The following is a 228-nucleotide window of genomic DNA, read 5'->3' as shown; positions in this document are numbered from 1 at the left end:
CCGACCTGCACATCAGAGGGTACTGCTATAAAGACTTGCACAAAGTGCAATGCGACATTTACAGAAACTATACCAAAGACTTCACACAAATATGCTGACACAGTTGTTGCACCTACTTGCACTACTGACGGCTACACACTCCACAAGTGTTCTGTTTGCGGTACTTCATACAAGGATAGCACAACAAAAGCAACAGGTCACAGCTACGGAAATTCTGTTGTAACAAAA

The 228-nt window shown here is 43.0% G+C and carries 1 protein-coding gene; it reads left to right on the top strand.

Annotated features, from left to right (window positions below):
• Window positions 1-228 (top strand): hypothetical protein (locus WS40_RS11160; RefSeq protein WP_046442367.1); only part of this gene is annotated, 228 nt, incomplete at both ends.

Origin of the sequence: Ruminococcus sp. N15.MGS-57, from assembly GCF_000980385.1 — a bacterium.
GTDB lineage: Bacteria > Bacillota > Clostridia > Oscillospirales > Ruminococcaceae > Hominimerdicola > Hominimerdicola aceti.
This window is presented reverse-complemented; position numbering and strand designations above follow the sequence as displayed.